Origin of the sequence: Paenibacillus sp. VCA1 (assembly GCF_031583795.1) — a bacterium.
Lineage (GTDB): Bacteria > Bacillota > Bacilli > Paenibacillales > Paenibacillaceae > Paenibacillus_AQ > Paenibacillus_AQ albilobatus.
Genome location: NZ_JAVLSX010000012.1, coordinates 165535 through 183631 on the forward strand (window position 1 = coordinate 165535; position 18097 = coordinate 183631).

Annotated in this window: 15 protein-coding genes; 3 read left to right on the top strand and 12 right to left on the bottom strand. The window is 53.3% G+C overall.

Going from position 1 to position 18097, the window contains the following annotated elements; all coding sequences use genetic code 11:
- Window positions 1-69: 69 nt before the first annotated feature.
- The 9 genes from RJP21_RS24710 to RJP21_RS24750 form a co-directional block, all read right to left on the bottom strand.
- Complete coding sequence (locus RJP21_RS24710) at window positions 70-930, bottom strand: MurR/RpiR family transcriptional regulator (protein ID WP_310861661.1); 861 nt, start codon at window positions 928-930, stop codon at window positions 70-72.
- A gap of 223 nt (window positions 931-1153) precedes the next feature.
- Complete coding sequence (locus RJP21_RS24715) at window positions 1154-1900, bottom strand: hypothetical protein (protein ID WP_310861662.1); 747 nt, start codon at window positions 1898-1900, stop codon at window positions 1154-1156.
- On the bottom strand, window positions 1897-2595 hold the full coding sequence (locus tag RJP21_RS24720; RefSeq protein WP_310861663.1) for an ABC transporter ATP-binding protein: 699 nt from the start codon (window positions 2593-2595) through the stop codon (window positions 1897-1899). Before RJP21_RS24720 ends, RJP21_RS24715 begins: the two co-directional genes overlap by 4 nt.
- The gene (locus RJP21_RS24725) at window positions 2573-2992 is read right to left on the bottom strand and encodes a GntR family transcriptional regulator (protein ID WP_160043727.1); all 420 of its coding nucleotides are present in this window, start codon (window positions 2990-2992) and stop codon (window positions 2573-2575) included. The genes RJP21_RS24720 and RJP21_RS24725 overlap by 23 nt, the downstream gene beginning before the upstream one ends.
- A 43-nt stretch (window positions 2993-3035) precedes the next feature.
- Entirely contained in the window at window positions 3036-3785 is a 750-nt protein-coding gene (locus RJP21_RS24730) for an ABC transporter permease (protein ID WP_310861664.1), read from the bottom strand.
- Window positions 3778-4743, bottom strand: coding sequence for an ABC transporter ATP-binding protein (locus RJP21_RS24735; RefSeq protein WP_310861665.1), 966 nt, complete (start codon window positions 4741-4743; stop codon window positions 3778-3780). The genes RJP21_RS24730 and RJP21_RS24735 overlap by 8 nt, the downstream gene beginning before the upstream one ends.
- Before the next feature lie 132 nt (window positions 4744-4875).
- Window positions 4876-6999 carry a CAP domain-containing protein gene (locus RJP21_RS24740; protein ID WP_310861666.1) on the bottom strand — a complete coding sequence of 708 codons (2124 nt, stop codon included), beginning with the start codon at window positions 6997-6999 and terminating at the stop codon, window positions 4876-4878.
- A 284-nt stretch (window positions 7000-7283) separates the two neighbouring features.
- Entirely contained in the window at window positions 7284-8615 is a 1332-nt protein-coding gene (locus tag RJP21_RS24745; RefSeq protein ID WP_310861667.1) for an arsenic transporter, read from the bottom strand.
- Window positions 8616-8994: 379 nt separating this feature from the next.
- Entirely contained in the window at window positions 8995-9906 is a 912-nt protein-coding gene (locus RJP21_RS24750) for an AraC family transcriptional regulator (RefSeq protein WP_310861668.1), read from the bottom strand.
- A 109-nt stretch (window positions 9907-10015) separates the two neighbouring features.
- On the opposite strand from RJP21_RS24750, the gene RJP21_RS24755 reads away from it, so the two are divergent.
- The 3 genes from RJP21_RS24755 (at window position 10016) to RJP21_RS24765 (ending at window position 13535) form a co-directional block, all read left to right on the top strand.
- Window positions 10016-10927 (top strand): EamA family transporter, encoded by a 912-nt coding sequence (locus RJP21_RS24755; protein ID WP_310861669.1) that lies wholly within the window; start codon window positions 10016-10018, stop codon window positions 10925-10927.
- Window positions 10928-11167: 240 nt separating this feature from the next.
- A complete protein-coding gene (locus tag RJP21_RS24760; RefSeq protein WP_310861670.1) occupies window positions 11168-12028 on the top strand; it encodes a helix-turn-helix transcriptional regulator in 861 nt (286 codons plus the stop codon).
- Window positions 12029-12131: 103 nt separating this feature from the next.
- On the top strand, window positions 12132-13535 hold the full coding sequence (locus tag RJP21_RS24765) for an ADP-ribosylglycohydrolase family protein (RefSeq protein ID WP_310861671.1): 1404 nt from the start codon (window positions 12132-12134) through the stop codon (window positions 13533-13535).
- Window positions 13536-13669: 134 nt separating this feature from the next.
- Here RJP21_RS24765 and gntK read toward each other — a convergent pair whose 3' ends face one another.
- The 3 genes from gntK to RJP21_RS24780 all read right to left on the bottom strand — a co-directional run bounded on the left by gntK (window position 13670) and on the right by RJP21_RS24780 (window position 17450).
- Complete coding sequence (gntK, locus tag RJP21_RS24770) at window positions 13670-15208, bottom strand: gluconokinase (RefSeq protein ID WP_310861672.1); 1539 nt, start codon at window positions 15206-15208, stop codon at window positions 13670-13672.
- Window positions 15209-15250: 42 nt separating this feature from the next.
- Window positions 15251-16612: a GntP family permease gene (locus RJP21_RS24775; protein WP_160043719.1), complete on the bottom strand. Its 1362-nt coding sequence runs from the start codon at window positions 16610-16612 to the stop codon at window positions 15251-15253.
- A 154-nt stretch (window positions 16613-16766) separates the two neighbouring features.
- A complete protein-coding gene (locus RJP21_RS24780; RefSeq protein WP_310861680.1) occupies window positions 16767-17450 on the bottom strand; it encodes a GntR family transcriptional regulator in 684 nt (227 codons plus the stop codon).
- Between the last annotated feature and the right edge of the window lie 647 nt (window positions 17451-18097).

The window sequence follows — 18097 nt, forward strand, 5'->3', positions numbered from 1 at the left end:
TTATGCCTGCCTTCCCGCCTGCCCCGGGTAATTCCGGATGAGCGTTAAAACCTCGCCGTAAACATTCGATTAATACAGCTTGTCCGAGGTCGCCTTGGCGGTGATTTCCCGGTATTTGATCGCTTCGTCTTTCATTTTTAACGATACGGCGACATTCAAAATGTCGATGACGGCAAGCTGCGATATTTTGGCCGCAAGCGAGCTGCCCTGCAGCGGATTTTCCCTGCCGACGACGATCAGCACGATATCCGCGATTTTGGTGATCGGCGAACGGGCGTTGCTGGTGATGGCAATGACGCGGGCCCCCGCTTTTTTGGCGATGTTCAGGTTATCGATCGTGTCCTTGGTGCTGCCCGAAATGGACAAACCTACGGCGACGTCGCCTTTGTTCATGAGCGATGCCTGCATCGCCTGAAAATGGGTATCGCTGCTTGCAAGACTGTTTTTCCCGATTCTCGCAAAGCTGTGCGCCCCCTGCGCCGCCGTCAGCCCCGACGATCCCACGCCGAAAAAGTGAATGTTCCCCGCTTCCGCCAGCGCGTCGATGGCGAGGGTCAGCTGCTCTTCGGCGACAAGCTCCCTCGTCTGCTCCAGCGTGCGCAGATGCGTGCCGATGATTTTCTGGCTCAGCGTCAACGGGTCGTCGTCTTCGGCGATTTCTTCGTGAATATGATCGGTCGGTTTGACCAAATCCTGGGCGAGCGACAGCTTGAAGTCCTGGAACCCTTGGAATTTCATCTTCCGGCAAAAACGCAGCACCGTCGTCTCGCCGACATCCGCCTTCTCCGCCAGCTCCGTCACCGAATCGTAGATCAAATCCTGGGCGTTCTCCAAAATATACTGCGCAACCTTCTGCTCGGTTTTGGTCAACCCGTTCATATGGCTGCGGATGTTCAGCAGCGTTTTCCCCATTTCCTGCATGCCCGGCATGTTTTCTCCCCTTCCCGTTTTGCGCGAACGTTTTCAAAAAACGGCTCGTCCGGAATATCATCATCCCGCTTGGATGAAAGCGAATTCCGCCTGAATGTCAATCTTATTGTACCCGCTCGGAAACGCGGTTGGCAAGCGGCACAATCATCCCCAACAAGCTTAAGCCGGTACCCTGTCACGAAAAAAAGCCCGCGTGAAAAAACCACGCAGGCTCCGGTTTATTTTATCTCGCTTCGATGCGTTTTTCCACGCACCACTTGATGACGAACAGAAACGCGATGCTAAGCAGCAGCTCGAAGCCGAACGATCCGAACCATCTCCAGCCTTCAGCGGCCGTCAACGGATCACTCGCAATAACGCCGGTAGAGTTTTCGTAATGAAAGGTCACCAGATTGAATGGCTGAGTGGAATCCTCGCTGAACAGCAGGTTCTCCAGCCAGTCAACGGCGGCCGACAAAACCAGGAACAGCAGCAGACCGACCCAAAACGCTCCTTTTTTCGTGATGCTGCGGGCCAGCGCAATCACCACGTAAAACAACAAAAACCCGTAAACGGTCGTAAAAACGGCCTCCAGCGCCAAACCAAGCCACACGTATGCAGGCAGCTGGATAGCATTCCCCAAAATGAGCATATCGTAACGGCGGAAAAAATACAGCCCCGCCCCGCCGCCGATCACGATTAAAGCCAACGTATTCAGGATGCCGTAGACGAGGGACGCCCAAACGTAAGAGAGGGTATTTACCGGCAGAAGCCTGCGGCTTACCGATTTGATGTTGTAGTCGAACACCCTCAGGTTGTTGATCATGAAAATGACGGCGGCGGCGAGGTTGGCGACGATGATGACGGCTATTTTGACCTCCAGCATCGCGGGCGACAGGATCACCGCCAGTTCGCATAAAATCAGCACGGCGCAAACGGCCAGCAGCAAATTCGCGTTTCGCCTCAGGTCGTATTTCAGCAGCTTCATCATTCGCCGAACACCTCTTTGAACATGTCGTCAACGCTTTTTCCATGCTTCATGCGGATATGCTCCACTTCTTCGTGCAGTACAATATGGCCGTTTTGCAAAAACATCACCTCGTCAAAAATCCGTTCCATGTCGCGCACCAGATGGGTGGAAATGATCAGGCTGCTGTCTTCGCGGTAGAAGCGGACGATCGCGTCCAAAATTTTGCCGCGGGCCACCGGATCGACGCCGCCGATCGGCTCATCGAGCAAATACAGACTGACGTTCCGGGAGAGGGCCAGCGTCAGCTGCAGCCGTTCATTCATCCCCTTGGAGAGGATGCTGACGCCGCTTTTTTCGTCCAGTTTCATGAAGTCGAGCATCTCGCGGGCTTTTTCCATATCGAAATCCGCATAAAAATCGTTGTAAAAGGCGATGGCATCCCTCACCTTCATCCAGCTTTCCGTCATCGGGCGATCCGGCATGTAGGAAATGAGGTTTTTCGTCTCTCTGCCGGTCGGTATGCCCATTACAGAAATGTCGCCGGACGAGGCCGGGGTGAGCCCTGCGATGATTTGCATCAATGTGCTTTTGCCGCTGCCGTTCGAGCCGAGCAGGCCGATCAACCTGCCCTGTCCGATGTGGAAGCTGACGCCGTCCAGCACCTGCTTTCCGCCGTATTTTTTCGATACGCCGTCAACCTTCAGAAGTGCGTCCATCCGGATGCCCCTCCTTCCGGTCCGTACCGTCTTCGGCGGCCGCCACGGCCTCCTTGACGATCGTCACGATGTCCTGATTTTTGAACCCCAGCTCCTGCATGCCATGGATAAATTGGTGAAGCAGTTCTCCGGCCATTTCCTTTTTGATCGCCATAATTTTGGATTCCTCGCTTGTCACATATCTTCCCAGACCCCGTTTCGTCTCAACGACCTCCTCGCGTTCGAGTTCCTGGAACGTCCGCTGAATCGTGTTGGGGTTGATTTGCATATCCGCCGCCAGCTCCCTTACCGACGGGATTTTATCGCCGGGCTGAAGCAGGCCGGATACGATCTGTCTTTTGATGTGGTTCATGATCTGAAGATAGATCGGCAAATTGTTGTCGAATTCGATGCTCAAGTGGACAGACTCCTTTCGCCGTCAGCTTAGCTCCTTTGCCGCATCAGGCTATATCACGTCTCTTAAACGTAACAAAGCTGGCGCCAAGAAACAAGACCATATATACCGCCAGTACCGCGATGGAAAAAGGAAGCGTCATCCCTTCGATCGGCGGATGCCCTCCGTTGCTGTACACCGACAGATCGGCGTTCGGGAACAGCACGTACTTGTAAAAACTTTTCGGGATCGTCAGGCTGCCGAGCACGACCGCGGCCATGCTGACGCCCATCGCCGCGCCTGTGGAACGGGTCAGCACGCCCATCATAAAGCCCAGCGTCACGTAAACCACGCTATAGACGAACGCGCTTCCGCCGGCAACCGCCAGATCCTGCCATGAACCGGCGGAGGCAGCCGTTCCGAAAAACGCGGCGCCGGCAGCGATTCCCACTGCCATCAGCCAGACGAAAAGCGACAACGTAAAGAGCAACGCGGCGGCATATTTCGAAGCGAGCACTTTCCTGCGGCTTTGCCCGCGGATCATCAGGAACTTGATCGTTCCCAGGCTGTGCTCGCTTGCAACCAGCCCGGCGGTAAAGATGACGGCCAGCATGGCGGTAAATTGGCCGAAGCCGTTCGTCGACGACATGATGGCCGTATATTCGAATGCGGAGCCGATCATGTCCCCTCCCCAGCGTTTGAAGGCCCAGGCCAGCGCCACGAGAGCGACGGCAATGATCGCGTAAGGGATAAAAAAGCTGCGTTTTTTGGACATTTTAAGCCATTCGTTTAAGACAAGCCGGTTAAAACTAAGCAATGCGGTTTCCTCCCGTCCATTTCAAAAATTCGTCTTCCAGCGACTGCTTCAGCTCCGTGATTTGGTAGATCGGCACCCGGGCGGCGCCAAGGGCAGTGACGATATCCGGAATATCCTTGTAGCGGAGCGCTAGCAGAAGTTCGTTTTGCTCCTCCGCTACCTGCAATATTTCGGCATGCTTCTGGCTTCCCAGCACTTGCTTCGCTTCCTCGAGAAGCCCGACCCGGAACATGACGCGCACGAAGTTTTTCTCTTCCGCCGCGAATGCTCCGCTTTCTCCGATGGCGCGAACCGTCACGAGCTTGCCGTCCTGAATGACGACGACGCGGCTGCACAGCTGCTCCATTTCCAGCAGCAAATGGCTGGAGACCAGGATCGAGATGCCTTCCTCGCGGGCGATCGTTTTCAGGTAATCGCGCATTTCGCGGATGCCTGCCGGGTCGAGGCCGTTGGTCGGCTCATCCAGGATAAGGACCGACGGCTCGTGCAGCAGCGCTTGCGCGATGCCGAGGCGCTGGCGCATGCCGAGCGAATACGCCTTGACTTTCTTTTTCATCGCCTGTTCGAGTCCCACCAGCCGGACAACCTCGTCGATCCGTTCGTTGCTGATCCATTCGTTCATCCGCTGATATTGCTTCAGATTGTCGTAACCCGTCATGTAAGGATAAAATTCCGGGTTTTCGATAATCGCCCCGATATGGCGGATCGCCTTCTTCCATTCGTGCCGGATGCTGCTGCCGCGGACGAACACGTCGCCCTCGGTCATTTGGATCAGTCCGGCAATCATCCGGATGGTCGTCGTTTTTCCGGCGCCGTTCGGCCCGAGCAGCCCGACGATCTCTCCTTCGCGCACGTCGAATGAAAGCTGGTCGACGATTTTTTTGCCTCCGATTTTTTTGGACACGCCTCTTAACGAAAGCACGGCGGTTTCTTCATGTATGTTTTGAGATTGCGTCACGTTCACATCTCCTTTGTATTAGTGTTATAGTTAGATAGTACACTAGGACATCGGAAATGTAAAGCCCATTTTAATTTTCGAAAACATGCAAAAAAAAGCCGTTCCTGTTCAGGAGCGGCTTCAGGCAAACTGTTACGGTTGATATTGGCTGACGTTAAATCTGCCGGCAGCGACATCGATCCAATAATAAGCTTCCGGCGTGACCAGATACAAGTTTAAGGCATCCTCGTTATACGGACCCGCGGAATCCAAGCGAAAAACGCCTTCCTTGTTCAGCGTCACTTGAAGGTCCTCAATCTGCTTCGGTTTGGTTCCCCCGGTCTGCACCATGATTTTCAGCGTCTCTCCCGCATGGCTTGCAAATTTTCCTTCAAGCGAAAGCGTGCGATCGGCATGAAAATCCGCGATAAACATCAAATTCTCCAGCCGGGCGGGCTTTTCGTATACTTCCCGCGCCGGGAGCGGCGGAAGTTCGCTTACAGGCGTGGGCGACGCAGGACGCCCGCGAAGCTCCTTCAGCTTGGGCTGCAGGTACTGAAGCAGCTTCGCCGTTTCTCCGCGCGTAAGCAGCGTTTCGCTTTGGAAGCCTTCGAGCGAGCTGTCGGTGACGCCCTGCGCGTAACCCATCCCCATGACGTACCACACGGCATAGGTGTTGGCGTAGTTCACCCCGTCGATCGCGGCGATGATTTCGGCCGCTTTTTGCCGGGGCATGGACTGTTCCCTTGCGGCGACGTTCGCGATTCCGGCCAGCGGAATATTCCGTTCCTTCGCGATTTGGTAAGCGCCGTCCGTCCCATACGCTTTTTTCGCCGGCGCATACGCCGCATCGTCGATTCGGTACATATGAAGCAGCGCCGACCAGAACCCGGCCTCGGTCACCGCTGCGTCAGGACGAAACGAATTGCCGTCCGCACCGCTCATGACTCCCGACCGAAGGGCCCATTCGATCGCGGATTGGCTGCGGTGTCCGGCAATATCCTTCATGGTGGCGGGGTTGGTTCCCGGATATTCCTTCTGCTTCAGCTTGGGCAGCACTTGGACTTTGACGCGGTTTTGAATGCTCCCTAAAGCCAGCGTCACCGTGTAATTTCCCGGCTTGATGCCTTTTAACAGGCCATCCGGCGAAACGGCGAGCCCCTTCGGATCGCTGCTCGCGTAGCCGATTCCGGATTGGACCGGCTCCGTCACTCCGTCGTCGTATTGCCCCTGCGCCGAAACCTGCAGTTCCCCGCCTTCATTCAGAACAAGCTCCGGGTATTTGGATTGGACGGAGACCAACTGATGCCCTTTGCCGGTGGTAAACGACCATGTCTTTTGCAGCTTTCCGGACGTCCCTTTCATCTCGTAGGAGAGGGACACCTTGTATGTATGATTGCCTTTCAAAACTTGCTTGGGAAACAGGAACAACGTGTCCCCGCCGTAAAGCTCTTCGTTATACGGCACGTCCCCGCCGCTTTCGTCGGTGATCTTCGCATCATGCCAAACCATATCCCGTTCCGTCGTGGCCGAAATGATGTAGCCGGAATGTTTGACGTTAAATTGGCTCAGCGGGTTCGGAGATTCAAGTCCGTAAAAACCGACCCCGACGTTTTTCATGCCGTCATAGGGATAAACCGAGATTCCCCCTTGGATCGGAGCAGGCTCCGAAAAACCGGCAAAATCGGCCACGGCCGTTCCGTCCGCCAAACCGAAACCGGCCTCCCTGTATTTGGGACTGAGAATGATTTTGCGATGATAGGCGGTATCCAGCCAGCCGTCGACCGCCTGTTTGCTGCTGGCCTGCCCGTAATGCATGACCTCGCCTGTCGAATATCCCTTCGAACCGTACGTCCATCCTGCCGCTTTCAACCGGTCCGTAACGGTTGCGCCGGTAAAGCCTGGCATCCCTTTGGTTTCGTTATGGGCGCTTTCCTGCTTTTTGTCGTGATTCTCGTTGTAATACACTGCATGGAGGCGGGCCGCCTGGGATATCATGCCGCTGAGCTGCAACGGCTGCAGTCCCGCTTTGGCCCGGACGTCGTTCAGGTATGCCAAGGCCTCGCGTTGATCCTGATCCATCCCGTCCGCTTGGACCTGCGCGGCAAATGCCGGGGTCTCCGCCGCCCACGTTCCCAGCAGCAGCCCCGCCGCAACGAATGGAACGACCGCCCATTTGCGGAACGCTCCGATTGCTGCATGAGTTCCCTGCTGTGCCATTCTCTTCGGCGCTCCTTTGTCCCGCAAGGACCGCCGCCCGCTTTTTTTCATATTCATCCTGCACTCTTCCTTCCTTTTTTCGATACTCTCCTTATTCGACAAAATCCATCATTTTCCTTCTAAACGAAAATAGGACCTCGGGCACCGATTACGCCTGAAGTCCTGTTTCATGCTATTCCGTCACGAATGGTTCCATGTCTGAGACGGATATTCACCTGCACCTTCTATTGCCTCATCGGCATAAATTATCCTATATCCATCATCTATATCTTGGACCTGCCTGAAAACGCGGGTCTTTTTTTCGTCCCGTTGTTCCGGCGATGTTCCCATCCCTTTATATCTCAAAAAATCCAGCCGACCCAGTACGAAAGAACGATTAACGTAAACAGGACGGTGACGGGAATCGCGATGACGGTCACCTTCAGGTATTGGGCCCAGCTGATTTTGACGCCGCCTTTGCGCACGATATGCATCCACATCAAGGTTGCGAGCGTGCCGATCGGCAGCAGCAGGGAACCGATATCGCTTCCGATGACGCTGGCCAGGTATGATATTTTTAAGGTGAGCGGGTCAAGCCCCATATTCGTCAGGGTCATCGTCCCGACCATCAATGCCGGGTGGTTGTTGAATATGTTGGATAAAATGCTGAGCAAACCGCCCATCAGCACGCTGGCGTACAGCAGACTGCCCGATACAAGCGGCTGCAGCACCTGGATCAGCCAATCCGTCAAACCGATGTTGTTCAATCCGTAAATAATGACGTACATACTGAAGGCAAAAACGAGAATGTACCAGGGCGTTTTTTTGAGCATGTCGGTAGGCGGAATTTTTAGGCGATACCAACGCCAGGCGAGGAGAAACGCCGATCCGATGACGGCCATCAAGGATACCGGAAAATGAATGAACGAGGCGACGAACAAACTGATTCTTACGAAGAAAACGAAAATCAGTATATTTCTCATGAATTTACCGCGGTTTTCCTGCTGAAGGGGCTGCTGCAGCGGGTGCTGCCCGGGCGCCAGCATCCAGCTCGATTGGGCCGGAAGCTTCTTCGGCAAGGTCCGGTAAAAGATGAGGAACAAAATGGCGGTAAGCAGGAGGAGGCCAAGCGTTGCGGGGATAAACATCATCGCCGTATGCATGTACAAGTCCATGTGAACGATTTTGAGCGCGATCAGGTTGACGATGTTGCTGACGCCGATCGGGGCGCTGGAAGCGGTCGCGATAAGCGCGCCCGAGATCAAGTACGGTATTTTTTGATGGTTTTTAAGCCCCATATTTTTGAGCATCATCAGCAGGATGGGGGTTGTGATCAGGATGCTGCCGTCGTTGTTCACAAACAGCGTCATCAAAAAACAGAACAGGTTCGTAAGCCAAAACAGCCGAATCCCCGAGCCCCTGGCCTGCCTTGTAAGCAGCTCGGTTGCCCAATGGAAGAACCCAAAGCTCTCGAGAACGATTGCCATGACAATGGTGGCCATAATCGTTACCGCTGCGCCGCTGATCGTTTCCGTTATTTGCCCCAGGTCCGCCAGGGACACGCTGCCGCTGAGCAGTACCAGGACTGCGCCGATCGTTGCCGGGATCGCTTCGTTGACTTGGGGACGCCAGAAGATGAAACCGATCGTTAACAGGAAGGAACAGACCGTAATCATCACCATTAAATCATGCATGTTAAACCCTCATCTCTAACTTTAAAATGTTATTTCCGGTGCACAACTCTCCTTTGCTTCGAAAATATAGAATCTCGTTCTCTATTAAAATCGTCGGCACCCCTCCTTTTTCAGTGATTGGATTACAGTGGTGATATTGTATTTATACGTGTATGAAGCACGCTTCGCCATGGTCAACAACACGGTTCTCTCAAAATCTACTAGTGTCAATCATCGGCAGCCGTCCCGGGATGTCAACCGCCGATCCGGGCGGATGAACCGGGAAATATACTATTTTCATGGGAATTTCGCGAGAAAGCGGGACAACCGTTTCAGCGAAAGGATCAGCAAAAAAACAGCCGGTCCTTCTGACCGGCTGCCGTTTGCGTTTTGATGACGATTACCCGTCATTCGTTTGGATGCTTCCATTATCCATTTTTAATTTTTTGTAGGCTAACGGTGTCATCTTCTTCGCCTTTTTGAATCTTTCGATAAAATAGCTGGTGCTGTTAAATCCGACCTTATAGCCGACTTCCGTAACGTTGGATTCGGTTCGCTGAAGCCAAACCAAGCTTTTTTGAATTCTGTAATCAATCACATAATTCAGCGGAGTCATTTTTAACATTCGTTTGAAATACCGGCAGCATTCCGAACGGCTCAGCTGGCCGGCTCTTGCGATATCATCCAATGTGATTTTTTCGGCGTAATGCAAATCGATCCAGCTTAACATTTGCTTCATCCGCCGGCTCTTTACCGCTTCCATCCGATCGTATTCCAGTTGAAAGCCGTTCGTGATCAGGTTTTTCCAAACGAGCGTCAGATTTAGCGTAACATCGAGTTCAAAGTAGGGCGGTTTTTGTTGAATCCATTGATGAATGTTGCCAATAGCATCCAATATGTTTTTTCCCCAAGACTTATTGGAATCGATATATAAATACGGCAAATTGGTCGCTTGAATATAAGGAGCAACATACGTGGCGTACTGCTCCTGCGATACGACGAAATCGGGAGAAACGTTCAAACAGATATAAACGCAGCCCGATTCATTCATTTCCTCCGCCATGTGCAGGCAGCCGCTATTGATAAAGAGCCCGTCACCTTGTCGAACGATCAATTTCTCTTCATTGATTTGAAAGCATGCTTCCCCTTCGACCATCCGGACAAATTGAATTTCATCATGCCAATGAAGCGGTATATATCCATGTATATTTTGATTAATCGTCGTTTCGTAACAGGCAACCGGCAATACGACCGTTCGATGCTCGGTGAGTTCTTTCAAATCTTTGCCAATCTTGAAATTTTTAATTTGCAAATGACCACAACCTCAATATATTTGTATTTTTATATCCAATATCGATATATTCAAACATATTTTTCACCTATTATAACACTATCATTATATTCAAGGTGGAGAATCGTTCATGAACAAATCATCCGGAAGAAAAGGATTGTTTCTTGTGACCACGGGAGCGATATTTTGGGGAATTAGCGGCACCGTTTCCCAAAAGCTCTTTCAACAAACGGCCGTCGATATCCAATGGCTTGTAACGACACGTTTGCTCGTCGCCGGCATGCTGCTCTTGTCCGTTCAATGGTTGGCGAAAGACCGCTCGCAAATCGTTGTCGTATGGAAAAATAAAAAGACGGCTTTTCAGCTCATTGCCTTCGGATTGCTGGGCATGCTTGCGGTTCAATATACGTATATGGCATCGATTAAATATGGGAATGCTGCGGTCGCCACGCTCTTGCAATATTTAGCGCCCGTCATGATTATCATCTATTTAATACTCCGGAAACAAATGGTCTTCACGCGAAAAGATCTGTTGACTGTCTTCCTTGCTTTAACCGGTTGTTTTTTCCTGTTAACCAACGGCTCCGTTTCTCAATTATCCGTGCCGGCCGTTGCCGTTTTTTGGGGTGTTTTGTCAGGAGGGGCGCTAGCTTTTTATACCTTGTATGCTGGTCCTCTCTTGAAGCAATACGATTCCCTCGTCATTGTCGGCTGGGCGATGATCATCGGCGGTTTGGGATTAAGCGTTATCCATCCCCCTTGGCAAATCGACTTTAAAAGCTTGACGCCGGAAGCCTATGTATACCTGGTATTCGTGATCCTCTTCGGCACCATGATCGCCTTTTGGTTTTATATCGAAAGCTTGCAAAGCCTGTCGCCCAAAGAAACAAGCCTTCTAGGCAGTTTGGAACCGCTGGCTGCGGTTTTAACGACCGTGTTTTGGCTGAAAGAGCCTTTTGGATTTTTCCAATGGCTTGGTACGGCGTGCATTATCGGACTAATTGTGGTTTTGGCATTGAAAAAAAACTCTTCTTCAAAGTAACCAAGCGAAAAAAAGCAAGGCAGAGGCGCTAGTTTGCTGCGGCCGAATCCTTCCTGAATAGACATCAGCTCCAATTAAACGGATTAACACCCATTGTCAACTTTGGGTGGAACGAGAGCTGCTTGTGACTGGGCGGAAAATGCTTCAAAATGCATATATGAAAGTTAAAACGGCAGAGGCAAGGCGCCTCCCGTTTCTGTGCTTACTAGAAAGCGATCCCGTCAGGAGGCATAGGTCGCCATGAAACTTCATATCACGTACGATAACCCCATCCCCATCAATGCTTTCGAATGGACGCCCGCGGCGCACCGGCAGCCGCCCCATGTGCATGAAAGCCTCGAAATCGGCCTTTGCTTGTCGGGCAAAGGCCTCTTTTTCTTCGGCAATAAACGGTATGAGGCCGGCCCCGGCGATTTGTTTCTGGTCAATAGCGAGGAACCGCACATCGCCCAAGCGGACCCGGCAGACCCGAGCCGTTACCTTTTCATTAATTTCGATGCCGCTTTGCTGCTGAAGGAGGAACCCGGCTTGCTGCTTCCTTTTTCTTACCGTGCCGCGCGTTTTTGCAATCATATCCCCGGCGGATCGGCGCTTGCTCGGCAGCTTATCCCCTGGATGCTGGCCGTCGCGGAAGAATTGCGGGAGAAAGCACCGGGCTATCCGGCGATGGCAAAAAGCGCGCTGATTCAGCTATGCGGCCGCCTTCTGCGCCATTATAACGACCGGCTTACGGATGAGGAACGGAGCGGCATGGTTCAGTCTGCACGCCATGCGCAAGCGCTTGCCGCTTTGGTTGAGCAGCGCCATCGCGAGCCGATCAGCCTGAAGGAACTGGCCGATGAACTCGGGCTGAGCGTCTCGCGCGTGAGCCGGGCATTCCTGGAAGCGACGGGTTACCGCTTTTCGGAATATCTGTCGCTGCTGCGCGTTCATACGGCCAAACGGGATTTGGCCGGCACGAACAAAACGGTCGCCGAGATCGCGTTCGACTGCGGCTTTCAAAGCATGGCAACCTTTTACCGGGTTTTCAACGAAAAGGTCGGCATGTCCCCGAATGCTTACCGGCAATCGGGCGGAAACTTTTCGGAAAGCAAAAAATGAGAGGGTTGCCTGCACGATTTGAGAAGTCATGACTTCCGGATGCAAGTTATAATGAGTGCAAAATTTCGAATTGGCTAGCCGCCAATGGAGGAGGAGCACGCCCATGACGAAGTGGCATGGATTACGGGAATTGGTCTCGGCGGAAATAACGCAGCGCCGGGAAGAGGGATGCGACGTCGCAGGTTTCACGGAACATCTGGACGCCGCCGGTACCGATGAATCACGGTTGATGGGCGTCTATCATGAGCTCGCGAAACTTGTGCAAAGCCCGGATTTTAAATATGTCGAGCCGAACGGCCTGGAATCGATTCGCAGCGAATGCCCCGTAGGCCCGCGCATGCTTGCCGTTGATTGGGACGAAGACAAGTGGCAGGACAAGTTTTACGGGGCTTGGCTCGGCCGGGCCGTCGGTTGCGCTCTAGGCAAGCCGCTGGAGGCTCCCGCCTTTATGGGCGGGTCGGACGGCAGACCGGGATGGCATAACGTCAAGCTGTGGTTTGAAGGCGCCGGACAGTGGCCGATCCGCCACTACACGCCGAGCGATTCGGCAGCCCAAGCGCAGTACGGCATCGAAATCGCCCGCTGGAGCAGCCTGGCCAGCTGCGGCGACCATATCCGTTTCATGGAAACCGATGACGATATTCGTTACACGGTGCTTGGGCTGCTTATGCTCGAACAGCGGGGACTGGATTTTGATTCCTGGGATGTCGGCAAGCTGTGGCACCGGTATTTGCCGCTCGGCCAGGTGTTTACGGCCGAGGCGCAGGCATACCTCAATTTTGCCCGCCTTGCCATACAACTTGGCGGAGAACAGCCGGATGACTGGGAGAATCATATCGCCTGGGTTCGCTGCCATTTAAACCCTTACCGCGAATGGATCGGCGCCCAGATCCGCGTCGACGGTTATGCTTACGGCGCAGCCGGCCGGCCTGAGCTGGCGGCGGAGCTGGCTTGGCGGGACGCCTCCTTCTCGCATGTGAAAAACGGCATTTACGGCGCGATGTTTTGCTCGGCCATGATTGCCGCCGCATTCGTTGAAAGCGACGTAAAACGGATCGTCCAAATCGGCTTAAGCGAAATCCCGAAAAACTGCCGCCTGGCGGAAGATGTGGCCTTGGCGGTAAAGATCGCCGAGGAAACGGAAGACACCTTGGAGCTGGCGGGCAAAATATGGGAGTCCTTCAAGCGCTATCACCCCGTTCATACCAACAATAATGCCGCCTTGTGCGCGGCGGCGCTCATCCATTCCGGCGGCGATTTCGAAAAAGGAATCACGACCGCCGTGCTTGGCGGCTGGGATACGGATTGCAACGGCGCGACGGTCGGCTCCATTCTTGGCGCATCGCTTGGAGCGGCAGCGCTGCCCGAATCGTGGACCGCTCCGCTGAACGATACGCTGTATGCGGATATTAGCGGCTTCCACCCGATCGCCATCTCGGAATGCGCCCGCAGAAGCTATAGTGTTTTCCGGAAATTGCAGCAGAATGAAAAGCCTGCTTTTCTGTAAACCGGCTTGAATAGGCGCGAATTCTCCTGCAAAGGATCCGGATGCCCGAAGCGATATGCCATTTTTCACCGCCCCTCTTATCGAAAAAACCCCCGCATGACAGGTGTCATGCGGGGGTTCGCCGGTTTGGCCAACTAGAACATTTGCCGCTGGAAGTCGGCGATCGCTTTATATTCTTCTTCCAGGTTCCGCGAAATTTTAATGAAAATCGGCAGCAGCCGGTGATAAATTTGCGCGTTTTCTTTTATAGGTTTGTGCCGGTGGGTCGAACCGATCATACCGGAAACGATGTCCAGCGTATCGGTTTTGCCGAGCGCATACAAGCCAAGAACGACCGCCCCGAGGCAGGAGCTTTCGTAGCTTTCCGGAATGACCACTTCCTGATCGAAAATGTCCGCCATCATCTGGCGCCACAGCGGAGAGCGGGAAAACCCTCCCGTTGCGTGGATTTTGGTCGGACGCCCGATGATCTCTTCCATCGCCAGCAGCACCGTATACATGTTGAAAATGACGCCTTCCAGAACGGCGCGGATCATATGCTCTTTGCGGTGATGCATCGTCAGCCCGAAAAAAGAACCGCGCGCGTCCGGGTTCCACAGCGGCGCCCTTTCGCCCGTTAAGTATGGATGGAACAACAGCCCGCCCGAGCCCGGATTCACCTGCTCCGCGATTCGGGTCAGCAGGTCGTACGAATCGAGGCCGAGGCGTTTCGCCGTCTCCACCTCGGATGCCGCGAACTCATCCCGCACCCATTGGAACAGCATGCCGCCGTTGTTGACCGGCCCGCCGATCACCCACTTTTTGTCGGTTAACGCGTAGCAGAAAATCCGTCCTTTCGGATCGGTCACGGGGCGGTCCACCACGGTGCGGATCGCGCCGCTTGTGCCGATCGTCGCCGCGACGACGCCCGGCTGGGTGGCGTCGACGCCGAGGTTCGAAAGCACGCCGTCGCTTGCTCCGACGATAAAAGGAGTGGAAGCCAAAAGCCCCATCTCCTGTGCGTATACCGGGTTCAGTCCCGAAACCGCATGGGTGGTCGGAACGGGAACGGAAAGCTGGTCCGGTTTGACGCCGGCCAGCTCAAGCGCTTCTTTGTCCCAATCGAGCTGCTGCAGATTGAACATCCCTGTCGAGGATGCGATCGAATAATCGATGATGTACTGGTTGAACAGCTTCGCGAAAACATATTCCTTGATCGAAATGAATTTGTCCGCTTTGCTGAAGATGTCAGGTTCGTCATGACGCAGCCAAATCAGCTTCGACAGCGGCGACATCGGATGAATCGGGGTGCCGGTGCGCAAATAGATTTCATGCCCGTTCATCTCCTTTTTCAGCTTCTCCGCCCATTCCGCGCTGCGGTTGTCCGCCCACGTAATGCAGTTCATCAGCGGTTTGCCGTCCGTCCCGACGGGGATCACGCTGTGCATCGCCGAGCTGAAGGATACGAACATGATCTGCTCGGGAGCTGCCCCGCTTTTTTCCATCGCCTGCTTCACCGAATGAATGACGGCGGCGAAAATCTGGTCCGGATCCTGCTCGGCAATCGATGACGTCGGGGTATGGAGCGGATATCCTTCGCTGCCTTTGGCCACGACCTTGCCGTTTTCTTCGAAGATCACGGCCTTGGTGCTCGTCGTGCCGATATCGATGCCGATCATCATGTTATTGCTCATGCTTTAACCTTCTTTCTTGAATCAATGAAACCTAGCGTTAACTTATACAAAGATGCTGATGACGAGGATGAATGCAAGTCCCGCCACCGACAGCAGCGTTTCCATCACGGTCCATGATTTCAGCGTCTGCGGTACGGACATGTTGAAAAATTCCTTCACCATCCAGAAACCGGCGTCGTTCACGTGGGACAGCACGAGGGAACCTGCGCCCGTCGCCAGCGCGACGAGTTCGGGGCTCGCTCCGGGATTCAGCGCCAGCACCGGGGCGACGATGCCTGCGGCCGTCGTCATGGCCACGGTAGCCGAACCGGTCGCCACGCGGATCAGAGCCGCCACGAACCACGCAAACAAAATGATGTTGATATGCGCCGAAGTGGCGATTTGCGCGATGGCGTCGCCGACGCCGCTATTAATAAGCACCTGCTTGAACGCGCCGCCCCCGCCGATGATCAAAATGATCGTTGCCGTCGGAGCCAAACATTCGCTCGTGAATTTGGAAATCTGGTCTTTCGTAAAACCGCGCGAGAAACCGAGCGAAAAGAAGGAAAAGACAACCGCGATCAAAAGCGCGATCACTTCATGCCCGATGAACTCGCAAAATACGGTGAATCCATGTTTCGCTTCCGGATCGATAATGGTGGCGATCGAACCGATCAGCATCAGAATAACAGGAAGCAGGATCGTAAACAAGGTGATGCCGAAGCCGGGCAGCTTGCGGTCTCCGCTCGAAGAAAACTGTTCCGCAAGCTTCGTCGGCGGCTCGACCTGGATCCGTTTGCCGATCCACTTGCCGAAAAGAGGTCCTGCCACGATGGCGGACGGAAGTCCGACAATCAGGGAATACAATATGGTTCTACCCAAATCCGCTTTATATGCATCAATCGCGATCATCGGTGCGGGATGCGGCGGAACGAGGCCGTGCACGGTCGAGAGGCCCGCCAAAATCGGAATGCCGATTTGCAGCAGCGACATTTTCGTTTTCCGCGCGACCGTAAAGACGATCGGAATCAACAAAATGACGCCAACCTCGAAAAATACCGGAATCCCGACGATAAAGCCGACGATCATCATCGCCCAATGCACGCGTTTTTCGCCGAAGCGGTTGACGAGCGTCGTGGCGATTTGTTCGGCCCCGCCGGATTCGGCCATCATCTTGCCGAGCATCGTCCCGAGGCCGATAACGATGGCGATCGTGCTTAACGTTCCTCCAAGACCTTTCGTTACCGAGTCCACGATATCAAGCGGTTTCATGCCCGTCAAAAAGCCGAGGATCAGTGCCGACAGCAGCAGGGTCACGAACGGATTCCACTTGAATTTGGCGATAAATACGATCAAAAACGCAATCGCGACAAGCGTCCAAACGATCAGCGTCCAATTATGGCTCATGCCGAAAATACTGGACATCAAGACAACCTACCTTTCTTCACCTGGTTTTTCTGGATGATTTATGAATGACCTTCAATTTATCATGCCCATTTGCCAGCATTTCAATTTAAATTGGTATACTTGTCGACAACTTTGAACGGCACTCGTCCGCAAGGGGCTTGTGCCTATGACGTCAGGATGAACGGCCGGGGATGCTGCTGTGAAGCGTTTTCCTGGAATCCGCGAAATAATCCGCAACCACCTGCTCGATCACGTCCCTTTTCCGGGATTCCAATCCCTTCATGATCGTATAATGCTTATCGATAACCGAATGCAGCTTTTTTTCGCCTTTCGAAAAAATCTCCTCGGTCGTCAGCAGCATGACGGTCATAACGATCGGCCGGATGCTTTTCCACAGATGCAAAATCCGGTTGTGATTCGCCGCCGTAATGATCGTTTCGTGAAAGGATAAGTCCTGGTAAGAAAATTCCACGGCATCGTTATGCTTCATGGCCAGTTCCATCTTGTCCACGATCCGCTGCAGATTGGCAAGCAGATCTGTGACGTCCGTACGGGCCAGACGCTGCTGAACGAAGCTTTCGATCAAAAAACGAACGTCGTAAAGCTCTTCGACGTCCGTCACGTCCAAACCGACCACGACAGCCCCCATCCGCTCAAGCCGAATGAGGCCTTCGCTTGAGAGCGTTTTTAAAGCCTCCCGAACCGGGGAGCGGCTCGTACCGAACTCGGAAGCCACCCAATTTTCCGAGATGGTCTCGCCGGTCTTGATCGTTCCGTTAATGATTCGAAGCCTAAGCTCGCACGCAATGGTTTCTCCAAGGGAAGCGTTCCGCAGCCAGGCAGAAGGATACTGCAACATGAATCAACTCTCCTATTTCAAGGATTGTCAAAGCAATCCCGATTCGTAAACATAATAATAGGATTTTATCATATCCGTGCAATACCGTTCCAACCTTATGGCGTTTTCCATTCCCGAATCGTCTCATATTACAAGTATACTTGTCGACAACTTAAAACCATTATTATTTTAAATCAGAACTTCGACTGCTGTAAACCCTTCCCCGCCTGGCTGAAAAAGTTCAGCATGACTGCATACGTCTTTAGCATGTTAGAAATTGTAAGCTTCAACTCCTTTGCTCTATGACTCATTTAAGGACGACGACCAGCCTGATTGTCCCGGCAAAGCCCGTTTTTGCGGCCAACCAAAGTTCAGGCAAAAGTGGGATCGCAATCTCTTTTAATTCCAAATGAACCGGATGAAATTCCCAGCATCTCTACCGCCTTTCTAATGTTGAATCCTGCTCTTGACTTGGAGCGTACTCCAAGTTTTGAGACTCCCACGGCTAAAGCCGCAAGCTGACACCTTCGGTATCATCGGGATTCTTGGGTGGTAGTCGGTCGTGCATTTCTGCTAACCGTAGTTCCCCCAAGTTCAGGGCTGTCTCATCAGCCCGTCCTAAGACAGTGCATATAGCATCTTAGGCTGACAGACTGTTACCATCT

Bases quoted from the DNA above. Each gene is read 5' to 3' on its own strand.
- RJP21_RS24710 (WP_310861661.1), bottom strand. From the start codon at position 930: ATGCCGGGCATGCAGGAAATGGGGAAAACGCTGCTGAACATCCGCAGC.
- RJP21_RS24715 (WP_310861662.1), bottom strand. From the start codon at position 1,900: ATGATGAAGCTGCTGAAATACGACCTGAGGCGAAACGCGAATTTGCTG.
- RJP21_RS24720 (WP_310861663.1), bottom strand. From the start codon at position 2,595: ATGGACGCACTTCTGAAGGTTGACGGCGTATCGAAAAAATACGGCGGA.
- RJP21_RS24740 (WP_310861666.1), bottom strand. From the start codon at position 6,999: ATGAATATGAAAAAAAGCGGGCGGCGGTCCTTGCGGGACAAAGGAGCG.
- RJP21_RS24745 (WP_310861667.1), bottom strand. From the start codon at position 8,615: ATGCATGATTTAATGGTGATGATTACGGTCTGTTCCTTCCTGTTAACG.
- RJP21_RS24755 (WP_310861669.1), top strand. From the start codon at position 10,016: ATGAACAAATCATCCGGAAGAAAAGGATTGTTTCTTGTGACCACGGGA.
- RJP21_RS24760 (WP_310861670.1), top strand. From the start codon at position 11,168: ATGAAACTTCATATCACGTACGATAACCCCATCCCCATCAATGCTTTC.
- RJP21_RS24765 (WP_310861671.1), top strand. From the start codon at position 12,132: ATGACGAAGTGGCATGGATTACGGGAATTGGTCTCGGCGGAAATAACG.
- gntK (WP_310861672.1), bottom strand. From the start codon at position 15,208: ATGAGCAATAACATGATGATCGGCATCGATATCGGCACGACGAGCACC.
- RJP21_RS24775 (WP_160043719.1), bottom strand. From the start codon at position 16,612: ATGTCCAGTATTTTCGGCATGAGCCATAATTGGACGCTGATCGTTTGG.